This window comes from uncultured Phascolarctobacterium sp. (assembly GCF_902463975.1).
Classification (GTDB): Bacteria; Bacillota; Negativicutes; order Acidaminococcales; family Acidaminococcaceae; genus Phascolarctobacterium_A.
This window is the reverse complement of record NZ_CABQHJ010000027.1, coordinates 1-22,441: the sequence shown is the minus strand read 5'-3', so window position 1 is coordinate 22,441 and position 22,441 is coordinate 1. Positions and strand designations below refer to the sequence as shown.

Here is a 22,441-nt window from a genome sequence, read left to right as displayed (position 1 = left end):
GTGCGTCTATGCTTAAGATGTATATATAAGGAATTATCTGCGTCGTTGCGGCTCCTAGACGTATTGGGAGTAGAGAAAGAGAAGGCTCCCCTTGGGGGGAGCTGTCACCGTAGGCGACTGAGAGGGGATGGAGTTATAGTCCCTCTCTTACTCGGCACCTTTCCCCAAGGAGAGGCTTTGAAATTAGCTTTTATTTTCCATATTATTTAATTTATGAACAGGAGATGATTTGAATTATGAGTAAATTATTAGTAATCGGCTGCGGCGGTGTTGCCGGCGTAGCTATCGCAAAATGCTGCCAAAACAGTGATGTTTTCACCGAGCTGTGTATTGCCAGCCGTACGAAGTCCAAATGTGACGCAGTTAAGGAAAAGCTGCAGCCCACGACCTCTACTGTGATTACTACAGCACAGGTTGACGCTGATAGCAAGGAACAGCTTGTACAGCTGATTAAGGCTTACCAGCCGGACGCAGTGCTGAATGTTGCTCTGCCTTATCAGGACCTGACTATTATGGACGCCTGCCTGGAATGCAAGGTTGATTACATCGATACCGCTAACTATGAGCCGGAAAACATTGATGATCCTGCATGGCGTGCAGTTTATGACAAGCGCTGCAAGGAAGAGGGCTTTTCTGCTTACTTCGATTATTCCTGGCAATGGGCTTATAAAGAAAAATTTGAGCAGGCCGGCATTATGGCTCTGCTCGGCACCGGCTTTGACCCCGGTGTTACCAGTGTTTTCTCTGCTTATGCACTGAAGCATTATTTTGATGAAATCGAAACTATCGATATTCTGGACTGCAACGGCGGCGACCATGGTTATCCGTTCGCTACCAACTTCAACCCGGAAATTAACCTGCGTGAGGTTTCTGCTCCCGGCTCCTATTGGGAAAACGGTCATTGGGTAGAAATTCCGGCAATGGCTATTAAACGCGAGTATGATTTCCCTGAGGTTGGCATGAAGGATATGTATCTGCTGCACCATGAGGAAATTGAATCTCTGGCTAAGAATATCCCCGGCGTAAAACGCATCCGTTTCTTCATGACCTTCGGCCAAAGCTATCTGACACATATGAAGTGCCTGGAGAATGTTGGCATGCTGTCTACCAAGCCGATTAACTATGAAGGCAAGGAGATTGTTCCTATTCAGTTCCTTAAAGCGCTGCTGCCGGATCCTGCTTCTCTCGGTCCTCGCACCGTAGGCAAAACCAACATTGGCTGTATTTTCACCGGTACCAAAGATGGCAAGAAGAAGACCATCTATATTTATAATGTCTGCGACCATCAGGAATGCTACAAAGAGGTCGGCTCTCAGGCTATCAGCTACACCACCGGCGTTCCTGCAATGATCGGTACTGCGCTGGTTATTACCAAGCAATGGCAGGGCAAGGGCGTATTCAATGTGGAAGAATTCGATCCTGACCCGTACATGGATATGCTGAACAAGTTCGGCCTGCCTTGGGTTGTTGACGAAAACCCGGCTACGGTAGAATAAGATGACGGACGCTAAGGAAACTGTAATGCCGGCATATGTTGTCGACAAGGCTGAAGGGGCTAACCGTCTGGCAGATTTGCAGAAGAATTTGCGCGCAGAGCGCGAGGAGGCGGCGCTGAAGGCGCTGCCGACGCCCTGCTATGTGGTTGATGAGGCGAAGCTGCTGAATAATCTGCGTCTTTTGCAGCATGTGCAGCGCGCAAGCGGTGCGCATATTCTGCTGGCACAGAAATGCTTTTCTATGTTCCGCCTCTATCCGCTGATGGGCGAATATCTGGCCGGTACTACGGCGAGCGGCATTTATGAAGCGCGTCTTGGTCATGAGGAGATGGGCAAGGAAAACCATGTTTTTGCGCCTGCCTTTAAGGAGCAGAATATGCAGGAGCTGGTGCAGATCTGCGACCATATTATTTTCAATAGCTTTGCGCAGCTGGAAAAGCATCTGCCTGTCTGCAAGCAGGCCGGCGTTAGCGTGGGCATCCGCGTGAACCCGGAGTGCTCGACGCAGGAGGGAGAGCACGCGATTTATGATCCCTGTGCTTATGGCTCCCGTCTAGGCGTTACGCTGGCGAACTTCCCGGAGGTTTTGCCGCCGGAAATCGAAGGTTTGCATTTCCATACGCTGTGTGAGCAGAACGCTGATGACCTGCTGACAACATGGAAGGCATTCGAAGCGAAGTTCAGCAAATATTTTGCACAGCTTAAATGGCTGAATCTGGGCGGCGGTCATCATATTACACGCAGTGATTATGATGTGGAAGCGCTGATTGATTTGGTGAAATATATTCGCGCTACCTATCATGTTGAGGTATATCTGGAGCCCGGTGAGGCTGTGGCGCTCAATGCCGGCTATCTTGTGACCGAGGTGCTGGATATTGTGCATAACGGTCTGGATATTCTTATTCTTGACGCCTCGGCTGCCTGCCATATGCCTGACGTGCTGGAAATGCCTTACCGTCCGCCTCTGCGCGGCGGCTATGAGGCTGACGAGAAGCAGTATAAATACCGTTTGTCCTCGATGACCTGTCTGGCCGGTGACGTGATTGGCGATTACAGCTTTGATAAGGAAATCAAGGTTGGCGATAAGCTGATTTTTGAGGATATGGCGATTTATTCCATGGTAAAAAATAATACCTTTAACGGCATTCCGCTGCCTGATATTGTGCTGCTGCACAAGGACGGTACTACGGAGCTGGTGCGCCGTTTCGGTTATGAAGATTTTAAAGGACGTTTGTCATGATGTTAGAGAAAAACTTTACTCCCGCTGCCGACGGCTTTCATATGCCCGGCGAATACGAACCGCATGACGGCTGCATCATCGTGTGGCCGCAGCGTCCAGGCTCCTGGAGCTTTGGCGCAGTGGCGGCCTGCGAAGCGTTTACGGCTGTGATTAAGGCGATTGCGGCGAGCGAAAAGGTTTATGTTATCTGCGGTGCTAAGCACTTTGCTGTGGCACAGGAATATCTTGCAGATGTTGCCAACATTGAGCTGGTCGCTATGGAAACAGACGACAGCTGGGCGCGTGACATCGGTCCGACGTTTGTGGTACGCGACGGCGCGCAGGGATGTGAGCTGCGCGGTGTGAACTGGCGCTTTAACGCCTGGGGCGGCGAGGTAGATGGCCTGTATCCCGATTATGAGCAGGACGACGCTTTTGCGGAAAAGTTTGCGGTGCATTATGGCGTTACCCTGTACGATGCTGCCCCCTTTGTACTGGAGGGCGGTTCTATTCACTGTGACGGTGAAGGAACGGCACTGGTAACAGAGGCCTGCCTGCTGAGCGCAGGACGTAATCCCGACCTTTCCCAAGAGAAGATTGAGCAAAAGCTTAAGACTTACCTGGGCGTAGAGAAGGTTTTGTGGATTCCTCGCGGTATTTATAACGATGAAACAAACGAGCATGTAGATAATGTCTGTGCCTTTATCCGCCCCGGTGAGGTGGTGCTGGCGTGGACAGATAACGAAGCTGATCCGCAGTATGCTTTGAGCAAGGCCAGCCTGAACGCTTTGGAGCAGCTGACGGATGCTAAGGGACGCAGAATCATCGTGCATAAGCTGCCTGTGCCTGCGGTGCCGGTGTGCATCACAGAGGACGAGGTAGCAGGCTTCGACTTTGTTGAAGGCGAGGATATGCGCGAGGCCGGTGAACGTCTGGCGGCTTCGTATGTAAACTTTTATTTCAGTAATGACAGTGTTGTAGTGCCTGCCTTTGGCGGTGAGAATGCGGCAAGCGATGCGCTGGCGGCGGAAATTCTTGCCAAGCTCTGTCCGGAGCGTAAGGTAGTACAGATACCGGCGCGGGCTATTTTGACCGGCGGCGGTAATATTCACTGCATTACACAGCAAATTCCGAAGGGAGTGTGCTTATGAGCAAGGTAAAGGTGGCAGCAGTGCAGATGCGCTGTGCGCCGACCGTAGAAGAAAATTTGCAGCACGCTGAAGCGCTGGTACGCGAAGCTGCAGCGAACGGTGCGCATATTATTCTGCTGCCGGAGCTGTGGGAGCGTCCGTATTTCTGCCAGCAGCGTCGCTATGATTTCTATCAGTATGCACTGCCTACGGAAGAAAATCCTGCGGTGCAGATGGGCAAGCGTTTGGCAAAGGAGCTGAATATCGTTCTGCCTATCAGCTTTTTTGAGCGTGATGTCAACGAATTATATAATTCCATCGCCTGCATTGATGCTGACGGTGAGATTTTAGGCGTTTATCGCAAAACACATATTCCTGACGATCATTTTTATCAGGAAAAATTTTACTTTAAACCCGGTAACAGCGGCTTTACGGTTTTCAATACCAAGTATGGCCGTGTCGGTATCGGTATCTGCTGGGACCAATGGTTCCCTGAGACAGCACGCTGCCTGGCGCTGAACGGAGCAGAGCTTTTGTTCTATCCTACGGCGATTGGTTCCGAGCCTATCTTAGACTGCGACAGCATGCCGCATTGGCGCCGTGTTATGCAAGGCCATAGCGCAGCTAACCTGATGCCTGTGGTAGCAGCAAACCGCATTGGTCTGGAAACTGTGGAGCCCTGCGAAGGCAATGCGGGCCAACAGTCCTCCTTGCTGTTCTACGGCTCTTCCTTTATGACCGACGGTACCGGTGCGCTTGTGCAGGACGCATCGCGTGATAAGGAAGAAATTCTTTATGCGGAGTATGATTTGGCAGCCTTGGCTGAGGACAGACTGAGCTGGGGCCTGTTCCGCGATCGCAGACCGGAATGCTACGGTAAAATTGCCGGTAAGTAAATATTGAAGCTATAATAAAAAATCACAATCGGTTATATATGTAACCGGTTGTGATTTTTGCTTTATCCGATATTGAGCTCGTGCTTGAGAGCATCCTGTAAAATTTTGGAGAAGTTCAGCTTTTTGGCAATCGCCGCATCATTTAACCATTTGGGGATGGTGAGAGTTTTTTTGACTGCTTTGGTAAAGTGCTCTTTGGCATATGCTTCTACATCAACACTTACTATATTAACAAAGGCTTCTGCGTAATCGCTATATTCTTCGTTAACGTCAATAGTGTTTAATTCAGATGGTTCCGGAACAGCTTCATTGCTGAGCTTTGCTTCGTAAAGAAAGCCGGCAAGGCAGTCTGTTGCCATTTTCATGGCATTTTGTAAATCCGTACCACAGGTTGCCAGGTGGTTAAGGTCTGGGAAAATTACGGTGTATTGTCCGTCTTTTTCTTTATAAAAGCACGCAGGATACATTGATAACATAAAATCACCCTTTCTGAAAATCTAAACCGGCTTGTTTGAAAATAGCTTTAACTGTGCCTATGGGAATATCTCCCTTATGGTTAGGAACAGTTACTTTATTAGGTTGGCGTGGATGTACGTAATAAAAGTGGGAGCCTCTGGTCGAATATAATGTCCAACCGGCTTTTTTCAGTAGCTTTTCCAGTTCTTTAAATTTCATGATATTGCTCCTTTCATAATTGTATCATTTAACACGTATAAAAACAATACGTATTGATAATGCTATTAAAAAAGGAGTATTGCAGTTGGTACTACAATACTCCTAAGAGAACGACAACAGTATTAAATTTGTATGTTAGACTTATTATATCATAGAAAATATGGTTAGAGGTATATTTGCAAAAATTTCATAAGATGTTTGGATTAATGATGATAAAATTTTGACTATCTCATCCTCCTACTTTGTCATCAGGCAGATACATAATGGTTATGCTGTAAATAATGATTGTGCAGATTACCAGACAGATAGACAGTGGTATGAGCAGCTTCAGCCAGGGAATTTCCTGCTGCAGATATTTGCGGCAGTAGCGCCAGAAGCAGATAAGCGTAAAGAGGTTGAAGATGCTGCCTAGAATGAGCATTGTCCAGACGCTTTTGGCAAGCGGCAGGTAGGAAAGGCTGAGATTGATGGCTGCGAGCACAGGCATGGCAGTCATAGTGTTGTAGATTTTGCCGTCTGCTATGGCAAAGCTGGCGGTGAGAACGACGCTGCCTAAAATCAGCGGCAGCAATGAGGCATATATGAGAGTGTTACTGCTAAAACTATATTGCTGTAGCCTGTTGCGCCAGAGAAAACGCCCGAAGAGCTTGTAAAGAATAAATGCATAAAGTGTTGTCAAAATAGCGCTGGCAAGGGTATCCATGCCGCCGAAGCCGATGAAAGCAACAAGAAAATGAATTACAAAAAATCCTAATGCCCCCAAAAAGAAGAAGAGCTGGTTATAGAGCCAGTACCAAAAGGCTAATGGCAGAAAAGTACGCATGGCAGAACCTCCTCACACAATGTATTAAGCAAATTTATTGGTCACTTTTATTATAATATGAATGAGAGGAAAATGCTATGCTTTTGCCTCTTTGGGTAAAATTAGCTTGAAATTTTGCTGAGAATATAAAAAGTCCGATTCGTCTGTGATGACAAATCGGACTTTTTTATGTGGCTGATTTTTTAGGCTTATACAATTATTCCTCAACGTAGTTGTTGGCTTTATCATAAAGTTCAGCAACATCCTTGGAAGGACCGCCGCTGAGCAGAGAAACGATGACACCTGCTACAAGGCTGGCAAAAAAGCCGGGGATAATTTCGTAGATGCCAGTGGAAGCAGCCATAGTCAGGTACCAGCCGATATCAACAACAGCACCAACGATGATGCAGGCTACAGCACCCTGGAAGGTGAAGCCGCGCCAGAAAAGGCTGAGCATGATAGCAGAACCGAAGGCTGCACCGAATACGCCCCAAGCGTTGGCAACCAGCTCCATGATGCTGCCGGCACGCGGGGAATCGGCAATAAGCAGCGCAACGAAGGAGATAACGAGTACGACGATACGTCCTGCCCAAAGCATTTCCTTATCTCCGGACTGGTATTTACGGATTACAGGCTTATAAACGTCGCTGGCAAAGGCAGAAGCGGAAGCGAGCAGCTGACTGGAGGCAGTACTCATGGAAGCTGCCAATACGCCGGAAAGCAGGATACCGCTCATCAGAGCCGGGAAAATGCTGCGAACCATGGCGATGAATACCAGAGAGTTTTGGTTGATGTTTTCATCCATGCCCAGATACATACGGCCAACAACGCCTACCATGGTAGCGAAGAAGCAGATGAGGGCGGTCCAACTGATAGCGATAACAGCGGATTTCTTCATTTCCTTTTGAGATTTGAGGGACATGAAGCGGATGATGATATGCGGCATACCGAAGTAGCCCAGGCCCCAGCCGAAGCCGGAGATGATATCAGAGGTTTTGGCAACCGGATTCCAGTAATCGGGCGGAATGCCGGCAACAGCCTGCGGATTGATTAAGGATACTGCGAAGATAGGTGCAATCAGCAGAGAACCGAGAATCATCAGGCCTTGGTAGAAGTCGGTCCAGCAAACAGCGGAGAAGCCGCCTAAGAAGGTGTAGCCGATGATGATGAAGGCTGCCACATACATGGTGTAGGTCTGGTCAATACCGATAACAGTGTTGAACAGAGTACCGCAAGCCTTGATGCTGGAAGCGGAATAAATAGTGTAGGCAATGAGGAAGACGATTGCACAGATTACCTGCAGCACGTGGGACTTAGATAAAAAGCGGTTGCTGAGGTACTGCGGAATAGTGATGGCATCGTTGGCCACGATGGAAAAACGACGCAGGCGCGGTGCCTGGAAAATCCAGCTTAAGGAATAGCCGGTGAGCAGGCCGATACTGATCCAGGCCTGACCGAGACCAAGAGCATAAATAGATGTCGGCAAGCCCATGAGCACCCAGGCGCTCATATCAGAAGCACCGGCAGAAAGAGCGGTTACCCACGGTCCCATCTGACGGCCGCCGAGGAAGTAGGTCTTTTCACCACCCTGACGATTTTTATAGAAGAACCAGATACCGATTGATAGCATGAATAGCAGGTAGATAATGAAGACTACCATTTCCGTATAATTCACGAACACCCCTCCAAAATTTAAGAATAGATAATACTATTATACACTTAATCTTTGTGCTACTGCAAGCAAATAATAAAAATAAAGTGTTTAATCTGTAAATAACAGCGTTTTTAGGTCTGAACTACAGATTTCCTGTTGCTAAGCAAGCACAAAAAATTCACCATGTAAAATAAGTATAAACTGTAAAGATAGTCAAAATGATTATTTCACACAGAAGTACAGGCTTAAGCGTTTTGAAAAAGTTGGCTTTGAAATAATCGACAGTGATGACAAGACACATATGCGTAGGTGTGAGCATCTGCCCCGCAATACCGAAGGCCATGGCAACGCCGGCCAGGTTCAGGCTGCCTGTCTGCATGGCGGCGACAATGGGCATAACGATGGCCACGTGTCCCTGCGACATACCGGTGAGCACGCCGATGATGAAGCTGACGCAGGCGATGATGACAGGCACCGGCAGCGGAGAGCTTTGGAAGGCTGCAACGATTTCCTGCAGCACATGGGTGACCGTCAAAATCTGAATGAAGTAGAGGATGCAGAGCACATTGAGAAACATTTTGATATCTAGCGCACCGATGACAACATCCTTGAGGCCGACCTCGCGTTTAGTAAAGCGAAGTACCAGAAAAAGGCAGGCTGTTACCAATCCCATGCCGGCAGAGGCATTAAAGCCGCAGAATACTACGAGAATAAAGGTGATAATGACAGGCGAAAGCGCCAGCCATAAATCCTGCATACCCTGACTGTCATTGGCAATTGCTTCAGTACGGCTGCTGTCCGCTTTGATGGGGCGGATGAGAACAAACCAGCCGGCGGAGAAGGCCAGTACGGTGAGCCAGGCCAGATGCAGGATGAATTCACTGTAGCTGACACCGGCGATGTTGCAGGCCATTATCATACCGGGGATAATCGGGCTGGAAAATTCAAAGATATGGCGGAACCAGAAATTGATGGCTGCCTTGTGGTCCTGTTCGATAGGAATATTTTTGCTGGCTTCCTCTACAATGGGAGCCGAAAAGCGCGCGCCGCCCAATGACGGCAGCAGTCCTAAGAAGGCAGGCATCACGGCCAGGGTTACCTTAGCGCTGGAAAAGATGCGTTGCAGCGCCTGCACCATACCGGCCAGTGCACCGCTGGTGCGCAGCTCGATTTCCAGGCACATGACAAAATAGAGGGCAAAAAGAATATCATAGGTGCGCGGCATTGTCAGCGTTTCGCGTAATGCCTGCACCAGATACTGTAGCTCCGGTGCTTTCATCAGCCAGATAAAAATACCGCTGGTGAGCATACAGGGGCCGATGGGGATGTGACGACGCAGCATGAGGATAATCATGAGCATGGCGATTGTAAGCAGAAGAAATATATTCATAAACAGTTTTTCCTTTCGGTTGCGTAATTGTTGGCAAGTACCAAGTAATTGCTGATGATGTTTATTTATTATACACCCTGCTACAAAAAAATCATAATAAAACTGTAAAAAATCTTAGTATGGGATGCAAATAATGCTATAATGTAAGCAGAGATACAGAAACGGAGGTCAGATTATGCAGATAGAAAGATTAAGGCTGAAGAATTTCCGTTGTTATGATGAGCTTGATATTGATTTTGAACCTAGGCTGACAGTTATTGTAGGTGAAAACGGCAAGGGCAAGACGGCGATTTTTGATGCGCTGGCAATTGCTCTGGAGCCCTATCTGCGCAGCTTTGATGCCAGTGGCCGGCAAATTACTCCCCAGGATGTGCGACGTGTGCCTGTTTATAAAAAGGATATGCGTCATATTGATGGTATGGAATGCCATTATCCGGTAGAAATTAAGCTGGAGGGTGAGGTTTACGGCAAAAAGCTTACCTGTACCCGCCGCCTGCTTGAGGGTAATGTGCCTGAGGATGATGCTGATGAGCTGTGCGAACGTGGCTGTGCATTGGCGCACGATGCCAAGGAGAACGGCAACAGGCTGCTGCCGGTGCTGGCCTATTACGGTACTCAGCGCATTTGGGTAGACAGCAAGCTGATGACAAATTTTCATAAATCACTGATGGAACGCAATGTAGGCTACGAGGAATGTCTGGAGCCGTCTTCTTCCTACAGTACCTTCGGAAAATGGTTTGAGTACGTTACCAAGTGTGCGCAGTCAGAGCAGCAGTACAGCGCAGAGGTGAAGCGCAATGTGATGCTGAAGAATGCTATTCAGAACGCTGTAGACGTGTGTCTGGAAAGTACCGGCCTGCGTGATTTGTATTATAATTATCGCCTGAAATGCTTTGTTGTCAGCCATCCAGATATGGGTGAGATGGTGGTAGATGAATTGAGCGACGGCTTCCGCAGTATTATCAGCATGGTGGCGGATCTGGCCTATCGCATGGCACGCCTGAATCCGCAGCTGCGTGAGGAGGCCGTAACCAAGACACCGGGGCTTGTATTGATTGATGAGGTGGAAATGCATCTGCATCCGCTGTGGCAGCAGACGGTGCTGCTGGATTTGCAGAAAACCTTCCCGATGGTACAGTTTGTGGTGACTACGCATAGTGCCCAGGTGCTGAGCAGCGTGCCGGCCGAGAGCATCCGTGTGCTGGCCTGGGGTAAGCAGTTCGAAGGCGTGCGCCACGTAGATTTTTCCTTGGGCGCCAACAGCTATCAGCTGCTGCAGGATATTCAGAATGTGAGCCCACGTCCGCAAGCTCTGCCGATTGTGCAGGATTTAAAGCGTTATCTGCAGCTGGTGAGCGAGGATGCCTGGGATACGCCGGAAGCGCTGGAGCTGCGCAAAAAGCTGGATAAATGGTCCAAGGGCAAGGAGCCTGCTCTGCTGCGTGCGGATATGGATATTCGTATGCGTCAGTTCCGCAGGAGGCGCTCATGAAACGTGTTTATAAAAGCAAGGAAGAGCCCGAGCTGCTGAAGCATTACCGTCTGCGTAATCCCGAGGAAACCTGGGAGCATTTCCGCCGTCGCTGCCGCAAGGGCTATAAACAGGTGCGCGAAGCAATTTTGCGTGACCAGCACGGCCTTTGCGCCTACTGTGAGGTCGGTATTAAGCTGGCGGAGGAGGAAGGCGAGGTTGATGACTTCCGCGTAGAGCATTTTTATCCGAAAAATGCTACGCAGGAGCACGGACACAACTATCATTTGGATTGGCGCAATCTGTTAGGCGTGTGCCACGGCGGCAGTCAGCCTTATGTGCCTGATCCCGAGTGGCGCTATTCCAGCCAGAAGCGGGACCGTAGCTGTGATGTGCCCAAGGGTGGGCGTGAAATTACAAACTATATCCTCAATCCTCTGAAGATTCCAGGCAAAATCCGTCTGTTCCGTTATGCGGAGCATAGCGGGCGGATGTACGTAGACGAAGACACCTGCCCCAAAGATTTGCAGGGTAAGGCGCGCAGTACCATCCGCGAGCTGAACTTGAACGCGCCGCGGCTGATGCGCATGCGTCGTGAGGTAATCCATACGCTGGAGGACCAGATTAGCGAGGAGCTTAGCAAGGGCCGTGAGCTGGATGAAGTTCTGGAAATGCTGGCGACCATCTGTCTGGTGCCTGATTATAATGGCGTGACGCTGCCGTTCTTTTCCGTTATCCGTTGGTATCTGGGCGAGGCAGCGGAAGAAGTTATCCGTGCGAGCGGAGCAAAGCTGTAGCATTTAAATCCTGTCTGCAATGCAGGCAGGATTTTTTTGTTTGATGAAGAATAATATAAAATGGTTCTTGAACAATGAAATTTTGCTAAATACACTATAAAAAAAGGAGAATAGAGAAATGCAAGTTACAAATAAGGCTTTCAAGGCTTACGATGTACGTGGTGTTTACCCTACGGAGGTTAATGAGGAAATGGCTTACCGTATGGGACGCATTTTTTCAGCAATGTTTGCTGCAGAAACTGTTGTTGTCGGACATGATATCCGCCTGAGCGGCAGAGCATTGGTAGATGCGCTGACAGAGGGACTGCGCCATGGCGGTACCAAGGTTATTGATATCGGCCAGTGTGGTACAGAAATGATTTATTTTGCTACCGCGCATCTGAAAGCAGATGGCGGTATTATGGTTACTGCCAGCCATAATCCTAAGGAATACAATGGCATGAAGCTGGTGCGTCGTGATGCGCGTCCTGTTTCCAGCGATACCGGTCTGAAGGAAATTGGTGAGATGGTTGCTACTACAAAGCCGTTTGCACATCAGGTGGTAGCAGGCAAGACTATGGGTGCCTTGGAGCAGCTGGATATTATGCCTGCTTATATTGAGCATTTACTGACTTACGTTGATACGAGTGTGCTCAAACCGATGAAGATTGTTGCTAACCCCGGCAATGGTGGTGCTGGCCCGATTTTGAAGGAGCTGGCTAAGCATTTGCCGTTTGAGTTTATTACGCTGAACGAAACGCCTGACGGCACCTTCCCCAATGGTGTGCCTAACCCGCTGCTGCTGCCAAATCGTGAGGCTACAGCCAAGGTTGTGCGCGAGAGTGGTGCTGATCTGGGTATTGCCTGGGATGGTGATTTCGACCGCTGCTTCCTTTTTGACGAGAAGGCAGATTTTATCGAAGGCTATTACATTGTCGGTCTGCTGGCGGAGGTTTTCCTGCACAAGGAGCCGGGTGCGAAGATTATGTTCGACCCGCGCCTGACCTGGAATACGGAAGCTATTTTGCAGCGTGACGGCGGTGTGCCTGTGCGCTGCAAGAGCGGCCATGCCTTTATGAAGGAATGCATGCGCAACAATGACGTGCTGTACGGCGGCGAGATGAGTGCGCATCATTATTTCCGCGATTTCTCCTGCTGCGACAGCGGCATGATTCCCTGGCTTTTGGTAACTGAGCTGATGTGCCGCAGCGGTAAAAAGCTCAGCGAGCTGGTAGGCGAGCGCGTTGCTATGTATCCCTGCAGCGGTGAAATAAACCGCAAGGTTGCTGATTCCGCAGCAGTACTGGCAGAGCTGGGCAAAAAATATGCTGACGGCGAGCAGGATCACCTGGACGGCCTGAGCGTTGCTTATGATAACTGGCGCTTTAATGTGCGTGTATCCAATACGGAGCCTGTAATGCGTCTGAACGTAGAAACTAAGGGTGATAAGGAGCTGCTTGCTGCGAAGACAGCAGAATTATTGGAAGTTATTGGCGGCGAAGAAGCTTAACTTTCCTGAGTATCCGTGTTTTTTCGTAAAGCACTGCCTGCAGCGTTGCTGCTATGCATATATTTCATTTGAGTCTGTAAAGGAGATAAGATTAAATGTTTAAACCTGTACGTAAAGCCGTTATTCCGGCAGCAGGCCTGGGCACACGCTTCCTGCCTGCAACCAAAGCAACTCCGAAGGAGATGCTGCCTATTGTTGATAAACCGACCATCCAATATATTATCGAAGAGGCTCTTGCTTCCGGCATTGAGGATATCCTGATTATTACCGGCCGCAGCAAGCGTGCCATTGAAGACCATTTCGACCGCAGCATCGAGCTGGAGCTGAACCTGGAGGCCAGCGGCAAGACCAAGGAGCTGGAGCTGGTTCGCAAAATTTCTGATATCCGCATTCACTATATCCGCCAAAAGGAGCCGCGTGGACTTGGTCACGCTATTTTGTGTGCCAAGCATTTTGTGGGCGATGAACCCTTTGCTGTATTGCTGGGTGACGACGTTGTTGACAGCCAGGTGCCTGCACTGAAGCAACTGATTGATGTCTATGATAAAACCGGTGCCAGCGTTTTAGGTGTGCAGGAGGTGCCGCAGGAGAAGGTATCTGCTTATGGCATTGTTGCCGGTGAACCGACTGGTGAAGCACGCACTGTTAAGGTAAATGATATGGTAGAAAAGCCTGCGGTAGAGGAAGCACCCTCTCGTCTGGCTGTTTTGGGACGTTATGTAATTACACCGGAAATTTTCCCGATTCTGGAGCAAACTCAGCCCGGCCGTGGTAATGAAATCCAGCTTACCGATGCGCTTAAGGTATTGGCTAAGAAGCAGCCGATGTATGCTTATGACTTTGAAGGACGTCGCTATGATGTGGGTGATAAGCAGGGCTTCTTGGAGGCAACTGTAGAAATGGCGCTGAAGCGTCCTGAGCTGCGTGACAAGTTCCTGACCTATCTGCAGGGAATCGTTGCAAAGGAGAGCAAATAATTAATGAATATCCTTGTTACCGGCGGAGCAGGTTATATTGGCTCCCATGTAGTGGAGGAGCTGCAAAAGAGCGGCTTTACTCCTATTGTCTATGATAATTTTTCTACCGGCCATGAGGCAGCAGTGCCTGACGAAGTACAGCTGGTAGAAGGCGATATCCATGATGTACGCTTTGCCAAGCATATTATGGAGCAGTTTAAAATTGATGCGGTGATTCATTTTGCTGCCAGCAGTCTGGTAGGTGAATCTATGACCGACCCGGCGAAATATTATTTTAATAATGTTGAAGGCAGCCTGCATCTTTTAGAGGCTATGCGTGGTGCCGGTGTGGACCGCATGGTATTTTCTTCTACCGCAGCTGTTTACGGTGAGCCGGAAGCAGTACCTATTACCGAGGACAGCCGTCTGGCACCGACCAACGTTTACGGCCGTACCAAGCTGGCGATTGAAGGCATGCTGGCGGATTATGACCATGCCTATGATATGCGTTATGTAGCTTTGCGTTATTTTAACGCTGCCGGTGCTTCTCCAACGCGCGATATCGGCGAGGACCACAGCCCGGAAAGCCATCTTATTCCGCTGATTCTGAAAACGGCGCAGGGCGTGCGCAAGCAGGTTTCTATTTTCGGTACCGATTATCCGACGGCTGATGGTACCTGCGTGCGTGATTATATTCATGTCTGCGATTTGGCGAAGGCGCATGTGCTGGCGCTCAAACATCTTTTGAGCGGCGGCAGCAGCCGTGTGTATAATCTGGGTAGTGAAAACGGCTTCAGTGTACGCCAGATGATTGACAGCGCCAAAAAGGTTACCGGCGTTGACTTCCCCGTTGTGGAGGAGGCGCGTCGTGCCGGTGATCCCGCAGTGCTCATTGCTTCTTCGGCTAAAATTCGTGAGGAGCTGGGCTGGGAGCCGCAGCATAGCAGTGTAGATGAGGTTATCAGCACCGCGTGGAAGTGGCATAAGGGCCATCCGCATGGCTATTGCGGCTAAAAGTAAATAAGTGCATACTAAAAAACCGGTTTCCCAGGCTTTTAAGCCGATAGGGAAACCGGTTTTGTTATGTGTTGAGAAAGCTTTTCTTAGCAATAACTGTCTAAGCTAAGCAATAACATTGCATAGCAGTCTGCTTATTTGCGTTTGTTGAGGAACTTGCCGATGTCGAAATGCTTGCCTGCCAGCAGGCAGTCGATACGCGCGGTAACTACATCGTTATTGCTGAGCTGACGTGCTTTAATCAGCGAGCGGCGGATGGCAGGCGTGATAAATTCCTGTCCCCAGTCATCGACAATGCCGCAGGCGATGCCGCGCGGCAAATCGAAGATAGATTCCAGGGCAGCGCAGATAATAGCATCGCTTTCACCTGGATGTGTGTTGAGATAACGCAGCGGTACCAGCAGGTCGTTTTGTTCTACACAGTAGCGGGGCAGGTCCGCTTCGATTTGACGCAGTACACGCTCGGAGCGCTGCTCGCCTTCGTAGGAAAGCAGGTACGGGAACAGCGGTGTTTCGTCCGGATGCGCCAGCCAAAAATCGAAAAGCCGCGGCCAAATGTCTATATCAAGCTCCACTGCCAGGTTGCACAGCTGGTAATCGAGTTTATCATCCTTGATTAAATTATTTTCTATTTCCGGCTGCCAGTCCTTGCGGTAGATGATTTTTTCGCAGGCGGCAATCTGTTCATGGCATTGATTAAGAGTGAGCTGCATATGGTTCTGCTCATCGCAAAGCTGCTGCAGCGCCGTAACGTAGCTAATTAAATCAAGCACGTCCTCCGGTTTGCTGACATGCGCTTCAGCCTGGTCAAGCAGACAGGTAAGCAGCTTGTTCAGATGGATGTCGCTGATATTGAACTGCTCTTCAATCACCTCTGCCGGAAAATGGTTGAGCATAATCAGATAATTGCCCACGATGATGACAGCGCTTTTATACTGTGCGTAGTTAAGCAGATGTGCCAGCTGTTCCTCTAAGTGTGTTTCTCTGATGAATTTGACGGACAGTGGCGGATATTCTACATCGATATCGGGACCGTTCTGCAGCAGCCAGAGGCGTTCCTCCTCATTACGGCAGTGGCAGTCGGTAATGCTGAAAACCTTGCCCCAACCACTGGTACAGCGGATAAGCTCCCAGATAGCGTTTTGCGGGTTGAAATTTGTTACGCGGCAGGAATATAAAAAGGCGAAGGTAAATTCCTCGCAGTGTGCTATGCGCAGCAAATCCTGCCAAAGCTCCTGATCCTGATGACAAATTTTTTCCATGCCGTACATACCGAAAATCAAGATAGCAAATTTTACCTGCTCACGTCCATCTGCGTTGTAGAAAAAGCGGCGCGCCAGGTCATAGGCTACGGCGTTAATGTCATTTTGGTCTAAGGCTTCAATAAAGGGGTCGCAATATTCCGCGAAGGCCATGCCCTTCAGCTCATTGTACAGTCTGCTGCGTTGCTGGGTTGTAGGCTCCTGCATATAAGCTTGCAGCAGCTTGAGCAGCACACTGGCGGAATTGGGATTGGGCAGGTTGCCCATTGTATAGTGAAAGGCATCTTCGGAGCCAAGGGGACGGGGGATGGTGGCGTAGCGGTCATCGCACAGGTCAGTAGCTGTAAAGCGGCCATGCTCGTCCAGATGGCTGTTTACGAATTGATAGATTGTCTGTTTCATGTGCTCACCTCGTAATAAAAATATGTCTTGCAGCAAATAATGCTGTTCTTAAAAAAGCAAAGAATAACTATATCATAACATAGAGCAAAAATAATGACCAGCAAAAAAACAAGGCTGCTGTAGTGGTGGAAATCCACCACGTCAGCAGCCTTAATTTTAAGCGTATATAATTTTACATTTGCGTTTTGATTTCCAACAGGCAGTCGCCGCTTTCTACGCGTTCGCCTGCAGCTACATGGATAGCGCTGACGATACCGGAAATCGGTGCCGAAAGCGTGGTTTCCATCTTCATTGCTTCGGTAACAATCAGCGGAGTGCCTTTGGTAACGGACTGGCCTTTTTCTACCAGCACCTTGACAACGGAGCCGGAAAGGGAAGCACCGATTTCACCCATATTGCCTTTTTCGGCTTTCTTGCGGGTAACAGTGGTAGTTTTGGCGTTGCGGTCCTTGATTTCGATTTCACGTGGCAGGCCGTTGAATTCGAAGAAGACGGTACGCATACCGGCAGCGTTGGCTTCGGAGATGTGGTCCAGCTTGATAACGAGCACTTTGCCCTGTTCAATCTCAACCTTGATAACCTCGCCCGGCGTCATGCCGAAGAAGAAGGTAGGAGTATCGAGAACGGATACATCACCGAATTGGTTGTAACGGTTTACCCAGTCGGTGAATACTTTCGGATAGAGGCAGTAAGCGCTCACTGCTTCGTCCGTAGTAGGTGCATCCAGCTCCTTGAGCTTAGCGCGTACATCCTCAAAATCTACCGGAGGCAGTACAGCGCCCGGACGCTCGCTGATGGGAGTGCGTCCCTTGAGCACCAGCTTCTGCAGCTTTTCGGGGAAGCCCTGGTACGGAGTGCCGATGCGTCCTTCGAAGAATTCCACAACGGAAGCCGGGAAGTCCAGAATATCGCCCTTAGCGTAAACGTCTTCTTCCGTCAGGTCGTTCTGCACCATGAAGAGTGCCATATCACCGACAACCTTGGAGGACGGAGTAACCTTGATTAAATCGCCGAACATCATGGATACGCGGTGATACATATCCTTGATTTCCTCCCAGCGATGGATGAGGCCCAGAGCCTGTGCCTGCTGTTTGAGGTTGGTATATTGTCCGCCGGGCATTTCGTGTACGTAGACCTCGGGGTTGGGGAAGTTTTCGGTTCTGTCGGCTGCCTTGTAGTAGGGGCGCACGGTTTCCCAATAACGGGACAGCTCGTTCATAGCGTCTACATCAAGACGCGGTTGACGCGGATGGCCGCTGAGAGCGTAGTACAGGCTACTGCCGCTGGGCTGGGAGGTACCGTTGCTCATGGCGCTCATAGCAGTATCTACGATATCAACGCCGGCATCAATAGCACGCGCGTAGGTGTAGATAGCGTTGCCGCTGCCCTCGTGGGTGTGCAGATGGATAGGCACGTTGACATAGGATTTGAGGCTGCTTACAAGGCGGTAAGCTGCTTCCGGCTTCAGCAGGCCGGCCATATCCTTGATGGCGATGATGTTGGCACCGGCTTTTTCCAGCTCTTTAGCCATGTTTATGTAATAATGTAAATCGTATTTGTCGCGGTCGGGGTCGAGAATATCGCCGGTGTAGCACAGTGCTGCCTCTGCCACCTTACCGCATTCGCGGACGGTGTCAATCGACAGGCGCATATTGTCCAGACCGTTGAGGCTGTCGAAGATACGGAAAACGTCAATGCCGTTCTTGGCAGCCAGCTTGATGAACTGCTTAACAACATTATCCGGATAGCTGGTATAGCCTACAGCGTTAGCGCCGCGCAGCAGCATCTGGAAGAGAATATTCGGCGCAGCCTGACGGAACTGTGCCAGACGCTGCCAGGGGCTTTCATCGAGGAAGCGATATGCTACGTCAAAGGTAGCGCCGCCCCAGCATTCAAAGGAGAAGAGTCCGGGCAGCTTGCCGGCGGTATCGCGCATAACGCGCAGCATATCGGCAGTACGCAGGCGGGTTGCGAAGAGGGACTGATGCGCATCACGGAAGGTGGTGTCGGTGAGCAGAACCTCCTGCTGTGCCAGTACCCATTCAGCCAGACCTTCAGGTCCGCGGGTATCAAGAACGTGCTTAGCACCCAACGCCAGAATGCCGTTGTAGGGTTTTGGCATATTCAGCGGGGCGAAGTCCGGCTTCGGCTGTACGCCGACGTTGGAATAGCCGTTGACGGTGATATCGGCAATGTAGTTCAGCAGCTTGTTGCCGCGGTCCAAGGTTTTCTGGAAGACAAACAGCTCCGGTGTATTATCAACAAAGTCGGTAGTATAATCGCCCTTGATGAAGTGCGGGTTCTGCAGTACGTTTTCCAAAAACTGGATATTGGTTTTGACGCCGCGGATACGGAATTCTTTTAAGCAGCGCAGCATCTTGGTAATTGCAATCTGGTGAGTGAGGCCCCAGGTGGTAGCCTTAACCAGCAGAGAATCGTAATACGGAGTGATGACGGAACCGGTGAAGGCGTTGCCGCCGTCCAGACGGATGCCGAAGCCGCCGCCGCTGCGGTAGGTAATCAGCTTGCCGGTATCGGGCATAAAGTTGTTGGACGGGTCCTCGGTGGTAATACGGCATTGGATAGCATGGCCGATGGTTGTCAGCTCATCCTGCTGCGGCAGGGCGATTTCCGGACCGTGCAGGTTGTAGCCCTCGGCAATCTTGATTTGTGTCTGCACAATGTCTATACCGGTAATCTGCTCGGTAACGGTGTGCTCAACCTGAATGCGGGGATTAACCTCAATGAAGTAGAACTTGCCGTCAGGCGTAGCCAAAAATTCTACGGTGCCGGCGCTGATGTAGTCAACATTTTTCATCAGCTTGACAGCAGCCTCGCAGATAGCTTTGCGTTGTTCCATAGGCAGAGCGAAGGCCGGAGCAATTTCAACCAGCTTCTGGTGGCGGCGCTGTACGGAGCAGTCGCGCTCAAACAGATGCATTAAATTGCCGTGGGTATCGCCGATAATCTGTACTTCAATGTGTTTCGGATTTTGCAGATATTTTTCCAGATATATTTCATCATTGCCAAAGGCTTTTTTAGCTTCACTTTTAGCCATGTCGTAGGCAGTTATGGCTTCTTCGGCGCTGTGAACAACGCGCATACCGCGGCCGCCGCCGCCGTTGACTGCTTTAATGATGATAGGATAACCGCATTTTTCGCCAAAGGCCAGTACCTCATCGAGGCTGTTTACCGTGCCCTTGCTGCCGGGAATCATGGGGATGCCTGCCAGCTCGGCTTGCTTACGGGCGTTTATTTTGTCGCCGAACATTACCAGGTGTTCCAGGCGAGGGCCGATGAAAATCAGGCCTTCCTCAGCACAGCGGCGTGCTAAATTACTGTTTTCGGATAAAAAGCCATAACCGGGATGGATGGCATCTACGTCATGCTCCTTGGCTACGCGCAGAATGTCTTCGATATCAAGATAAGCGTCGGTCGGACTTTTGCCTTCGCCTACCATGTAGGCCTCGTCGGCTTTGTTGCGATGCAGGGACAGGGTGTCCTCCTTGGAATATATAGCAACAGTACGGATTCCTAATTCGTTGCAGGCGCGGAAAACGCGGATGGCGATTTCGCCGCGGTTAGCAACTAAAACTGTATTAATTTTAGGCATAAGTTTGACCTCCTTAGATAGTTACATGCTAATTGTATAGAAAACGGCATGTAAATTCAAGGGATAGGGCGCATGTATACAAGTATTCTTGCAGGGGACGAGGAGAGTGTGATTTTTTAACACTTTTTGTGTTGACTATACAATCAGCTTCACATTTTTTTCGTTTGTTTATTGCTATAAATAGGTATACAATAATACTTATAAAGCATAGTGAGGAGATGAAATGATGAACGATAACAATGATAAAAAGCGGCCATTGACGTATTATTATATGCTGATGCTGGTTTTGATTCTGGTATTCAATTCCGTAATCATGCCAATGTTCTTCAACCCGAAAATGAAGGAGGTTTCCTATAATAATTTTCTTCAGATGGTGGATGAAGGCAAGGTATCTAAGGTAGAAATTACCGATAAGCGTCTGGCTGCGGTTGATAAGAACAACGAAAAAGAAATTTACGTTACAGGCAGAGTGGAGGACCCGGAGCTGGCTAACCGCCTGATGAAAAGTAAGGTAGAATTTACGCAGGTTGTGCCCAAGGAACAAAGTCCGCTTGTAACCTTTTTCACCAATTGGGTACTGCCTATTCTGATTTTCTTTGGACTTGGACAGCTGTTTATGTACTTTATGGGCAAGCGTATGGGCGGCAACGCTATGAGCTTCGGCAAGAGTAATGCCAAGGTCTATGTGGAAGCGCAGACAGGCAAAAGCTTTGCCGATGTAGCAGGTCAGGACGAGGCTAAGGAAGCACTGATGGAGCTGGTGGATTTTTTGCATAATCCAGGCAAGTACAAGGATATCGGTGCCAACATGCCGAAGGGTGCATTGCTGGTAGGCCCTCCCGGTACGGGTAAAACCTTGCTGGCGCGTGCGGTAGCCGGCGAAGCCAAGGTGCCGTTCTTCAGCATTAGCGGCAGTGAATTTGTAGAAATGTTCGTCGGCATGGGTGCTGCCCGTGTGCGCGATTTGTTCAAGCAAGCGCAGGAAAAGGCGCCTTGCATAGTATTTATCGATGAAATCGATGCCATCGGCAAACGCCGTGATAACGGTCAGTTCGGCGGCAATGATGAACGCGAGCAGACCTTGAATCAGCTGCTGAGCGAAATGGACGGCTTTGACGGCAGCAAGGGCGTAGTCATCTTAGCAGCTACCAACCGTCCGGAATCTTTGGACAAGGCGCTTTTGCGTCCGGGACGTTTTGACCGCCGTATTCCTGTTGAGCTGCCTGATCTTAAGGGCCGTGAGGCTATCCTGAAGGTTCATGCACGTAACGTGCGTATGGCAGACAATATCGACTATGGCACGTTGGCGCGGGCAACAGCCGGAGCCAGCGGTGCAGAGCTTGCCAATATTATCAATGAGGGTGCGTTGCGCGCCGTAAAAATGCATCGTAACGTGGTGGAGCAGGAAGATCTGGAGGAATCCATTGAAACCGTTATCGCCGGGTATCAGCGTAAGGGTGCGGTAATTTCTCCCGCAGAGAAAAAGGTTATTGCCTACCACGAAATTGGCCATGCGCTCGTGGCTGCGATGCAGAAGCACAGTGCTCCGGTTCATAAGATTACTATTATTCCGCGTACTAACGGCGCTTTGGGTTATACCATGCAGATTAGCGAAAACGATAGCGTGCTGATGACCAAGGAGGAGCTGTTCAATAAAATTGTGACAATGACCGGCGGCCGTAGTGCGGAGGAGGTTGTTTTCGGCAGCATTACCAGCGGTGCTTCCAATGATATTGAGCAGGCTACCAAGCTGGCACGCAGCATGGTAACACGTCTGGGTATGACGGAAGAATTTGATATGATGGCTACCGAGGTTGTGGCCAACCGTTATCTGGGCGGTGACGCTGCCCTGCAGTGCAGTGAAACTACAGCCGGCAAGATTGATGCCAAGGTTTTGGCGTTGATAAAGGAGGCTCACGCAAAGGCACGCACGATTTTGCAGGACAACAGAGATAAGCTGGATGTACTGGCACAGTACCTGCTGGAAAAGGAAACTATTACCGGCGAGCAGTTTATGGCTTTGCTGCAGCAGGAGCAGGCTAAGGAAGCTGCCGGCGAGAACAAGCCGGAAGTATAAAATAAGTGCAAGCTTAAACGCAGTTACGTATTCCGTAAAACGGCAACGTGACTGCGTTGTTTTTTGCACGCAGCGTTAATCGCGGAAAAAAATAA

Annotated in this window: 17 protein-coding genes; 10 read left to right on the top strand and 7 right to left on the bottom strand. The window is 49.7% G+C overall.

Translation table 11 applies throughout. The features are described from left to right. The first annotated feature begins 236 nt into the window (after nt 1-236). Genes RDW05_RS08530 through aguB form a run of 4 tightly spaced genes read left to right on the top strand, consistent with a single transcriptional unit; the run spans nt 237 to nt 4,741 of the window. Nucleotides 237-1,496: a saccharopine dehydrogenase family protein gene (locus tag RDW05_RS08530; protein WP_009144909.1), complete on the top strand. Its 1,260-nt coding sequence runs from the start codon at nt 237-239 to the stop codon at nt 1,494-1,496. Nucleotide 1,497: 1 nt separating this feature from the next. Further along, nucleotides 1,498-2,736, top strand: a complete 1,239-nt coding sequence (gene nspC / locus RDW05_RS08525; RefSeq protein ID WP_307978673.1) for a carboxynorspermidine decarboxylase — start codon at nt 1,498-1,500, stop codon at nt 2,734-2,736. Further along, nucleotides 2,733-3,866 carry an agmatine deiminase gene (aguA, locus tag RDW05_RS08520; RefSeq protein WP_307978672.1) on the top strand — a complete coding sequence of 378 codons (1,134 nt, stop codon included), beginning with the start codon at nt 2,733-2,735 and terminating at the stop codon, nt 3,864-3,866. Before nspC ends, aguA begins: the two co-directional genes overlap by 4 nt. Beyond that, nucleotides 3,863-4,741: an N-carbamoylputrescine amidase gene (gene aguB, locus RDW05_RS08515; protein WP_307978670.1), complete on the top strand. Its 879-nt coding sequence runs from the start codon at nt 3,863-3,865 to the stop codon at nt 4,739-4,741. The genes aguA and aguB overlap by 4 nt, the downstream gene beginning before the upstream one ends. A 62-nt stretch (nt 4,742-4,803) precedes the next feature. On the opposite strand, the gene RDW05_RS08510 is transcribed toward aguB, so the two are convergent. The 5 genes from RDW05_RS08510 to RDW05_RS08490 all read right to left on the bottom strand — a co-directional run bounded on the left by RDW05_RS08510 (nt 4,804) and on the right by RDW05_RS08490 (nt 9,262). Then, nucleotides 4,804-5,217 carry a type II toxin-antitoxin system HicB family antitoxin gene (locus RDW05_RS08510; RefSeq protein WP_249747652.1) on the bottom strand — a complete coding sequence of 138 codons (414 nt, stop codon included), beginning with the start codon at nt 5,215-5,217 and terminating at the stop codon, nt 4,804-4,806. A 4-nt stretch (nt 5,218-5,221) separates the two neighbouring features. Further along, nucleotides 5,222-5,416, bottom strand: a complete 195-nt coding sequence (locus RDW05_RS08505) for a type II toxin-antitoxin system HicA family toxin (protein ID WP_009144914.1) — start codon at nt 5,414-5,416, stop codon at nt 5,222-5,224. A gap of 229 nt (nt 5,417-5,645) precedes the next feature. Further along, entirely contained in the window at nt 5,646-6,239 is a 594-nt protein-coding gene (locus RDW05_RS08500) for a hypothetical protein (protein ID WP_307978668.1), read from the bottom strand. A 196-nt stretch (nt 6,240-6,435) separates the two neighbouring features. Beyond that, the gene (locus RDW05_RS08495) at nt 6,436-7,893 is read right to left on the bottom strand and encodes a sodium/proline symporter (protein ID WP_293821915.1); all 1,458 of its coding nucleotides are present in this window, start codon (nt 7,891-7,893) and stop codon (nt 6,436-6,438) included. Nucleotides 7,894-8,050: 157 nt separating this feature from the next. Beyond that, nucleotides 8,051-9,262: a DUF401 family protein gene (locus RDW05_RS08490; protein WP_307978667.1), complete on the bottom strand. Its 1,212-nt coding sequence runs from the start codon at nt 9,260-9,262 to the stop codon at nt 8,051-8,053. A 175-nt stretch (nt 9,263-9,437) separates the two neighbouring features. On the opposite strand from RDW05_RS08490, the gene RDW05_RS08485 reads away from it, so the two are divergent. From RDW05_RS08485 to galE, 5 genes are all read left to right on the top strand, one after another. Further along, nucleotides 9,438-10,754, top strand: a complete 1,317-nt coding sequence (locus RDW05_RS08485; RefSeq protein WP_307978666.1) for an AAA family ATPase — start codon at nt 9,438-9,440, stop codon at nt 10,752-10,754. Beyond that, nucleotides 10,751-11,530: a retron system putative HNH endonuclease gene (locus RDW05_RS08480; RefSeq protein ID WP_293722292.1), complete on the top strand. Its 780-nt coding sequence runs from the start codon at nt 10,751-10,753 to the stop codon at nt 11,528-11,530. Before RDW05_RS08485 ends, RDW05_RS08480 begins: the two co-directional genes overlap by 4 nt. A 118-nt stretch (nt 11,531-11,648) precedes the next feature. After that, on the top strand, nt 11,649-13,019 hold the full coding sequence (locus tag RDW05_RS08475; RefSeq protein WP_304224975.1) for a phosphomannomutase: 1,371 nt from the start codon (nt 11,649-11,651) through the stop codon (nt 13,017-13,019). A gap of 95 nt (nt 13,020-13,114) precedes the next feature. Continuing rightward, the gene (gene galU / locus RDW05_RS08470) at nt 13,115-13,996 is read left to right on the top strand and encodes a UTP--glucose-1-phosphate uridylyltransferase GalU (RefSeq protein ID WP_307978664.1); all 882 of its coding nucleotides are present in this window, start codon (nt 13,115-13,117) and stop codon (nt 13,994-13,996) included. A gap of 3 nt (nt 13,997-13,999) precedes the next feature. After that, nucleotides 14,000-14,989, top strand: coding sequence for a UDP-glucose 4-epimerase GalE (gene galE / locus RDW05_RS08465; protein ID WP_303710049.1), 990 nt, complete (start codon nt 14,000-14,002; stop codon nt 14,987-14,989). A 137-nt stretch (nt 14,990-15,126) separates the two neighbouring features. Here the strand turns inward: galE and RDW05_RS08460 are convergent, their stop codons facing one another. Further along, complete coding sequence (locus RDW05_RS08460) at nt 15,127-16,656, bottom strand: hypothetical protein (RefSeq protein ID WP_307978661.1); 1,530 nt, start codon at nt 16,654-16,656, stop codon at nt 15,127-15,129. 172 nt (nt 16,657-16,828) lie between these two features. Then, nucleotides 16,829-20,269 (bottom strand): pyruvate carboxylase, encoded by a 3,441-nt coding sequence (pyc, locus tag RDW05_RS08455; RefSeq protein WP_307978659.1) that lies wholly within the window; start codon nt 20,267-20,269, stop codon nt 16,829-16,831. 226 nt (nt 20,270-20,495) lie between these two features. On the opposite strand from pyc, the gene ftsH reads away from it, so the two are divergent. Next, nucleotides 20,496-22,346 carry an ATP-dependent zinc metalloprotease FtsH gene (gene ftsH, locus RDW05_RS08450; RefSeq protein ID WP_369335455.1) on the top strand — a complete coding sequence of 617 codons (1,851 nt, stop codon included), beginning with the start codon at nt 20,496-20,498 and terminating at the stop codon, nt 22,344-22,346. The last annotated feature ends 95 nt before the right edge of the window (nt 22,347-22,441 follow it).

Excerpts from the sequence above, each read along its gene's own strand:
- RDW05_RS08530 (WP_009144909.1), top strand. The coding sequence starts at position 237 with ATGAGTAAATTATTAGTAATCGGCTGCGGCGGTGTTGCCGGCGTAGCT.
- nspC (WP_307978673.1), top strand. The coding sequence starts at position 1,498 with ATGACGGACGCTAAGGAAACTGTAATGCCGGCATATGTTGTCGACAAG.
- aguA (WP_307978672.1), top strand. The coding sequence starts at position 2,733 with ATGATGTTAGAGAAAAACTTTACTCCCGCTGCCGACGGCTTTCATATG.
- aguB (WP_307978670.1), top strand. The coding sequence starts at position 3,863 with ATGAGCAAGGTAAAGGTGGCAGCAGTGCAGATGCGCTGTGCGCCGACC.
- RDW05_RS08510 (WP_249747652.1), bottom strand. The coding sequence starts at position 5,217 with ATGTTATCAATGTATCCTGCGTGCTTTTATAAAGAAAAAGACGGACAA.
- RDW05_RS08505 (WP_009144914.1), bottom strand. The coding sequence starts at position 5,416 with ATGAAATTTAAAGAACTGGAAAAGCTACTGAAAAAAGCCGGTTGGACA.
- RDW05_RS08500 (WP_307978668.1), bottom strand. The coding sequence starts at position 6,239 with ATGCGTACTTTTCTGCCATTAGCCTTTTGGTACTGGCTCTATAACCAG.
- RDW05_RS08490 (WP_307978667.1), bottom strand. The coding sequence starts at position 9,262 with ATGAATATATTTCTTCTGCTTACAATCGCCATGCTCATGATTATCCTC.
- RDW05_RS08485 (WP_307978666.1), top strand. The coding sequence starts at position 9,438 with ATGCAGATAGAAAGATTAAGGCTGAAGAATTTCCGTTGTTATGATGAG.
- RDW05_RS08480 (WP_293722292.1), top strand. The coding sequence starts at position 10,751 with ATGAAACGTGTTTATAAAAGCAAGGAAGAGCCCGAGCTGCTGAAGCAT.
- RDW05_RS08475 (WP_304224975.1), top strand. The coding sequence starts at position 11,649 with ATGCAAGTTACAAATAAGGCTTTCAAGGCTTACGATGTACGTGGTGTT.
- galU (WP_307978664.1), top strand. The coding sequence starts at position 13,115 with ATGTTTAAACCTGTACGTAAAGCCGTTATTCCGGCAGCAGGCCTGGGC.
- galE (WP_303710049.1), top strand. The coding sequence starts at position 14,000 with ATGAATATCCTTGTTACCGGCGGAGCAGGTTATATTGGCTCCCATGTA.
- RDW05_RS08460 (WP_307978661.1), bottom strand. The coding sequence starts at position 16,656 with ATGAAACAGACAATCTATCAATTCGTAAACAGCCATCTGGACGAGCAT.
- pyc (WP_307978659.1), bottom strand. The coding sequence starts at position 20,269 with ATGCCTAAAATTAATACAGTTTTAGTTGCTAACCGCGGCGAAATCGCC.
- ftsH (WP_369335455.1), top strand. The coding sequence starts at position 20,496 with ATGAACGATAACAATGATAAAAAGCGGCCATTGACGTATTATTATATG.